Annotated in this window: 5 protein-coding genes; 3 read left to right on the top strand and 2 right to left on the bottom strand. The window is 61.7% G+C overall.

The window, feature by feature from the left end; genetic code table 11:
- Together gatA and gatB are read left to right on the top strand one after the other, a co-directional pair.
- Positions 1–1,240: Asp-tRNA(Asn)/Glu-tRNA(Gln) amidotransferase subunit GatA (gene gatA / locus AC1DWI_RS13235; protein ID WP_477724988.1), on the top strand; the 1,240-nt coding region annotated here is incomplete at its 5' end.
- A 10-nt stretch (positions 1,241–1,250) separates the two neighbouring features.
- Positions 1,251–2,750 carry an Asp-tRNA(Asn)/Glu-tRNA(Gln) amidotransferase subunit GatB gene (gene gatB, locus AC1DWI_RS13240; protein WP_477670257.1) on the top strand — a complete coding sequence of 500 codons (1,500 nt, stop codon included), beginning with the start codon at positions 1,251–1,253 and terminating at the stop codon, positions 2,748–2,750.
- Positions 2,751–2,789: 39 nt separating this feature from the next.
- Here the strand turns inward: gatB and AC1DWI_RS13245 are convergent, their stop codons facing one another.
- Both AC1DWI_RS13245 and pyrE read right to left on the bottom strand, forming a co-directional pair.
- Positions 2,790–3,416 (bottom strand): DUF4124 domain-containing protein, encoded by a 627-nt coding sequence (locus AC1DWI_RS13245; protein ID WP_477670737.1) that lies wholly within the window; start codon positions 3,414–3,416, stop codon positions 2,790–2,792.
- Between the two features lie 51 nt (positions 3,417–3,467).
- Complete coding sequence (gene pyrE, locus AC1DWI_RS13250) at positions 3,468–4,217, bottom strand: orotate phosphoribosyltransferase (protein WP_477670258.1); 750 nt, start codon at positions 4,215–4,217, stop codon at positions 3,468–3,470.
- Between the two features lie 11 nt (positions 4,218–4,228).
- Here pyrE and AC1DWI_RS13255 point away from each other — a divergent pair, with 11 nt between their 5' ends.
- Complete coding sequence (locus tag AC1DWI_RS13255) at positions 4,229–5,095, top strand: exodeoxyribonuclease III (RefSeq protein WP_477670259.1); 867 nt, start codon at positions 4,229–4,231, stop codon at positions 5,093–5,095.
- Positions 5,096–5,191: the final 96 nt, after the last annotated feature.

The raw sequence follows: 5,191 nt of genomic DNA on the forward strand, positions 1-5,191 counted from the left end.
CTTCTTCCCCACGACAGCCGGCTCCAAAATCCTGGAAAACTACCGCAGCCCCTTTGATGCAACTGTGGTGGGCAAGCTCGGCGCAGCCGGCATGGTCACGCTGGGCAAGCTCAACTGCGACGAGTTCGCCATGGGCTCGGGCAACGACAACAGCGCCTACAAGCCGGTGAAGAACCCCTGGGACCTGGAACGCATTCCGGGCGGCTCCTCGGGCGGTTCGGCGGCCGCCGTTGCGGCCCGCCTGGTGCCCGCCGCGACCGGCACCGACACCGGCGGCTCGATCCGCCAGCCCGCGTCGCTCACCGGCATCACCGGCATCAAGCCCACCTACGGCCGCTGTTCACGCTACGGCATGGTGGCCTTTGCCTCCAGCCTGGACCAGGCCGGCCCGATGGCGCGCAGCGCGCTCGACTGCGCCCTGCTGCTCTCCAGCATGGCCGGGCCCGACCCCGACCGTGACTCCACGTCGCTGGACCTGCCCATCACGGACTACGCTACTGATTTGATAGCTGCCGGCGCAGAACCTGCGGGCGCAAAACCGTTAAAAGGCTTGAGAATCGGGCTGCCCACGCAATTCTTCGGCTCGGGCTGCGCACCTGACGTGCTGGCCGCCGTGCGCGCCGCGCTGGGTGAATATGAAAAGCTGGGCGCCACATTGATTGACGTGAGCCTGCCGCTCACCGAACTCTCCATTCCCGTGTATTACGTGATCGCGCCGGCCGAGGCCAGCAGCAATTTGAGCCGCTTTGACGGCGTGCGCTATGGCCACCGCGCCGCCAACTACACCGACCTCAACGACATGTACAAAAAGTCGCGCTCGGAAGGCTTTGGCGACGAGGCCACGCGCCGCATCATGATCGGCACCTATGTGTTGTCGCACGGCTACTACGACGCCTACTACCTCAAGGCGCAGAAAATCCGCCGCCTGATCGCGCAGGATTTCCAGACCGCCTTCACACAGTGCGACATCATTGCAGGCCCCGTTTCACCCACCGTCGCGTGGAAGATCGGCGAGAAATCCGATGATCCGGTGGCCAACTACCTGGCCGACATCTACACGCTGTCATCCAGCCTCGCCGGCTTGCCTGGCATGAGCGTGCCCGCAGGCTTTGGCGCGGGCGGCATGCCCGTCGGCCTGCAGTTAATCGGCAACTACTTCAAGGAAGCGCAACTGCTGGGCGCCGCGCACCAGTTTCAGTTGGCTACCGACTGGCACCTGCGCCAGCCCCCAAGCCTTTGAGTGATTTGACATGAGCCAGACCCAATCCACCGTCAACCCTTTCGCCGAAATGCAAGCCGGCCGCCCCACCGGGCCGCTGGTGCAAGGTTACGAAGTCATCATCGGCTTTGAGACCCACACGCAGCTCACCACGCAATCGAAAATTTTCAGCCGCGCCTCTACCGCGTTCGGCGCCGAGCCGAACACACAGGCCTGCGCCGTGGACCTCGCCCTGCCCGGCGCCCTGCCGGTAATGAACAGGGGTGCTGTGCAGCGCGCCATTGAGTTCGGCCTGGCCGTCAATGCGCACATCGCCGAGCAAAGCGTGTTCGCACGCAAGAATTACTTCTACCCTGACCTGCCCAAGGGCTACCAGATCAGCCAGTTCGAGATTCCGGTGGTGCAAGGCGGCAGCGTCGAGTTTTTCCTGGACGGCGAGGAACGCGCGGTGCGCCTGGTGCGCGCCCACCTTGAGGAAGACGCGGGCAAGTCGCTGCACGAAGATTTCATTGGCATGAGCGGTATCGATTTGAACCGCGCCGGCACGCCGCTTCTCGAAATCGTGACCGAGCCCGACATGCGTTCGTCCGCTGAGGCGGTGGCGTACGCCAAGGAGCTGCACAAGATCGTCACCTGGATCGGCATTTGCGACGGCAACATGCAGGAAGGCAGCTTCCGCTGCGATGCCAACGTGTCGGTGCGCAAACCCGGTGCCGAGTTGGGCACCCGCCGTGAGATCAAGAACCTGAACAGCTTCAAGTTCATGCAACAGGCCATTGACTATGAAGTGCGCTGGCAGATCGAACAGATTGAAGACGGCCATGTGATTCAGCAGGCCACGGTGTTGTTTGATCCGGACACGGGCGAGACGCGTTCGATGCGAACCAAGGAAGATGCCGCGGACTACCGCTACTTCCCTGACCCGGACCTGCCGCCGCTGGTGATCGGCCGTGACTGGGTGGAGAAAACCCGCTCCGACATGTCAGAACTGCCGCGCGTGATGGCAGCGCGCTTTGTGGCTGATTACGCCCTGCCCGAATACGATGCCGGCCAACTCACGCAAAGCAAAGCCACTGCCGCCTATTTCGAAGCGGTGGCAACACTCAGCAAACAGCCCAAGCTGGCCAGCAACTGGGTCATGGGCGAGTTGTCGCGGCGGCTGAACAGTGAAGAAAAATCGATTGAAACTTCCACCGTCAGCGCTGCGCAACTTGCCGCCCTGATTGGCCGGATTGCGGACGGCACGATTTCCAACAATGCTGCCAGGCAGGTGTTTGATGCGTTGTGGACCGGCGAAGGCCAGGACGTAGACGCCATCATCGAAGCCAAAGGCCTCAAACAGATGAGCGACACCGGCGAGTTGGAAAAGATCATCGATGATGTTCTGGCCGCCAACGCCAAAAACGTCGAAGAGGTCCGGTCGGGCAATGCCAAAGCCATGAACGCACTGGTCGGTCAGGCCATGAAAGCCACCAAAGGCAAGGCCAATCCGGCCCAGGTGAACGAGTTGCTCAAAAAGAAGCTGGGCTGACCGTTCTGACGGAGTTAACAACAGCCCAGGGGCGAGCCGCTAATTTTTTGCGGCGCCAGCAACACCACTGGCCGCAATGGCAGGCGCGCCGGCAACGGCCCACAGCTGCTTGAGCTTGACCAGCTCTTCGTCAAACCGCTGGTTGACGCGTTTTTTTTCCTGCTCCTGGTCCAGGATGAACTTCTTCTGCACCAGAGCGCTGTTGTCGTTTTCCTCGATCCTGCGTTTCAGCGCAGGAGGTGCCTTGGCGGGGTCTTTCGCGTAGAACTCGAGCTCGCTGTTGATGCTCTTGCGCTGCGCGGCCAGTTCCACCGTTCTTTTGCTCGCAGCCTTGATGACCTCATCGATCTGGGCCAGCGCGGTGACGCGTTCCTGGTCGTGCACTTCCCGGCGCGGATAGCGCAGCAACAGGGCGCGGTCACGCCGTTTTTCCTCGGCTTCGCGTGCGCGCACTTCGGCTGCGGCCTTCTCTTTTTCCTCGAGGGCGGTGCGCTCCTGCACGGTCAACGACGGGCCCACCTGGCGCTTGACCAGGCCGGTGGGGCCCAGTTCCTGTTGCGTGCGGTCTATGCATTCAATGATCGGGCGATCTGCCGTGATCTTGCGGCCCTTGCCGTCAACACAGGTGTAGATGTTTTGCGCTGCGACGGGGACGGCCAGGCACATGAGTGAAACACAGATGACCGTGAACAGGGTTCGCAGGAGCAATTCGAATCCTTAATTGACGCCGTATCGTTCCCGATAGGCCAGCACCGACTGGTAGTGCGCTTGCAAAGATAACGTTTCAGGAGCGCTTATAGCCGACGTGCCGCCCTGCCTGGAGAGATACTGCAGCAAGTCGGTCAGGCGCGCAATCGCACAAACCTGCAACCCCAACTGATTCGTAACATATTGCACAGCACTGTGGTTCACATCCACACCGTTTTCGGTGGCCTTCTCCTGCCGGTCCAGCGCCAGCGCCACAGCGTGGGGAATGGCCCCGGCTGCCCGGATGATGGCAATGGATTCGCGGGCGGCGGTGCCTGCGGACATCACGTCGTCAATGATCAGCACACGGCCTTTGACGGGTGCGCCGACCAGCGTGCCGCCTTCGCCATGGTCCTTGGCCTCCTTGCGGTTGTAGGCAAACGGAAAATTGCGCCCCAGCCGCGCCAGCTCGACGGCCACCGCGGCAGCCAGCGGAATGCCCTTGTAGGCGGGCCCGAAAATCATGTCGAATTCAAGACCGCTGCGCTCTTCTTCGGCCAGCAGGTGGCGCGCATAGAATTGCGCCAGCCGGCCCAGCTTGGCCCCGTCGTCAAACAGGCCGGCATTGAAAAAATAGGGGCTCATGCGCCCGGCCTTGGTCTTGAATTGCCCGAAGCGCAGCACGCCTGATTCGACGGCAAACTGCACGAATTCCTGTGCCAGCGCACCGTCCGCAGAATGCGCTTCGTCCTTGTTGTCCAGTTTCCCTGCCGTGCTCATTTGAAAGTCCCATGTTTAAATTAACCAGCCTCAACCTCAACGGTATCCGCTCCGCAGCCAGCAAGGGGTTGCTGGACTGGGTTGCACAATCCATGCCGGATTGTATTTGTGTGCAGGAGCTCAAGGCCCAGGCCGCCGACATGAGCGGCCGGTTCGAGGAAATCGCCGGCATGAAAGGCCATTTTCATTTCGCCGAGAAAAAAGGCTACTCCGGGGTCGGCGTGTACACGAGGCACGAACCCAGCGACGTCATCGTGGGCTACGGCTCCGCCGAATTCGATGCCGAAGGACGTTATGTGGAACTGCGCTTTGACAGACCCGGGCGCAAGCAAAGCCCCAAGCTGTCCATCATCAGCTGCTATTTCCCGAGCGGCTCTTCGGGCGAGGAACGCCAGGCCGCCAAGTTCCGCTTCCTGGCCGAGTTTTATCCGCGCCTGCTGGCCCTGAAGGAAACGCGCGACTTCGTGCTGTGCGGCGACATCAATATCGCGCACCAGGAAATCGACCTGAAAAACTTCAAGGGTAATAAGAAGAACAGCGGCTTCCTGCCCGAAGAACGCGCCTGGATGACCGAGCTGCTGCGCGATGCCGAGCTGGCCAACGAAGCCGCACAGGAGCTGACACAGCGCACAGGCCCCTCGGTCAAGGGCGGCGGTATGGTCGATGTCTACCGAAAGCTGCAGCCCACAGCCACGGACGCGGCCTACACCTGGTGGAGCAACCGCGGCCAGGCCTATGCCAAGAACGTAGGATGGCGGCTGGACTATCACCTCGCCACCCCGGCGTTTGCCGCGCTGGCCCGCAGCGAACATATCTACAAGGAACAGCGGTTTTCCGACCACGCACCCATGAGCGTGGACTATGAGTTTGGACTTTGACCCCCGCCCAGGCTCACTGCGTGTAGCCTGTCCCCCCCTTCCAGGGGGCGGCGCCTGCGGTCTGGCAAAGCCAGTCCCGCGGCCCCTGCTGGTGAA

The sequence above is a fragment of the Polaromonas sp. P3_C2 genome (assembly GCF_056402675.1).

Bases quoted from the DNA above. Each gene is read 5' to 3' on its own strand.
- gatB (WP_477670257.1), top strand. From the start codon at position 1,251: ATGAGCCAGACCCAATCCACCGTCAACCCTTTCGCCGAAATGCAAGCC.
- AC1DWI_RS13245 (WP_477670737.1), bottom strand. From the start codon at position 3,416: ATGTGCCTGGCCGTCCCCGTCGCAGCGCAAAACATCTACACCTGTGTT.
- pyrE (WP_477670258.1), bottom strand. From the start codon at position 4,217: ATGAGCACGGCAGGGAAACTGGACAACAAGGACGAAGCGCATTCTGCG.
- AC1DWI_RS13255 (WP_477670259.1), top strand. From the start codon at position 4,229: ATGTTTAAATTAACCAGCCTCAACCTCAACGGTATCCGCTCCGCAGCC.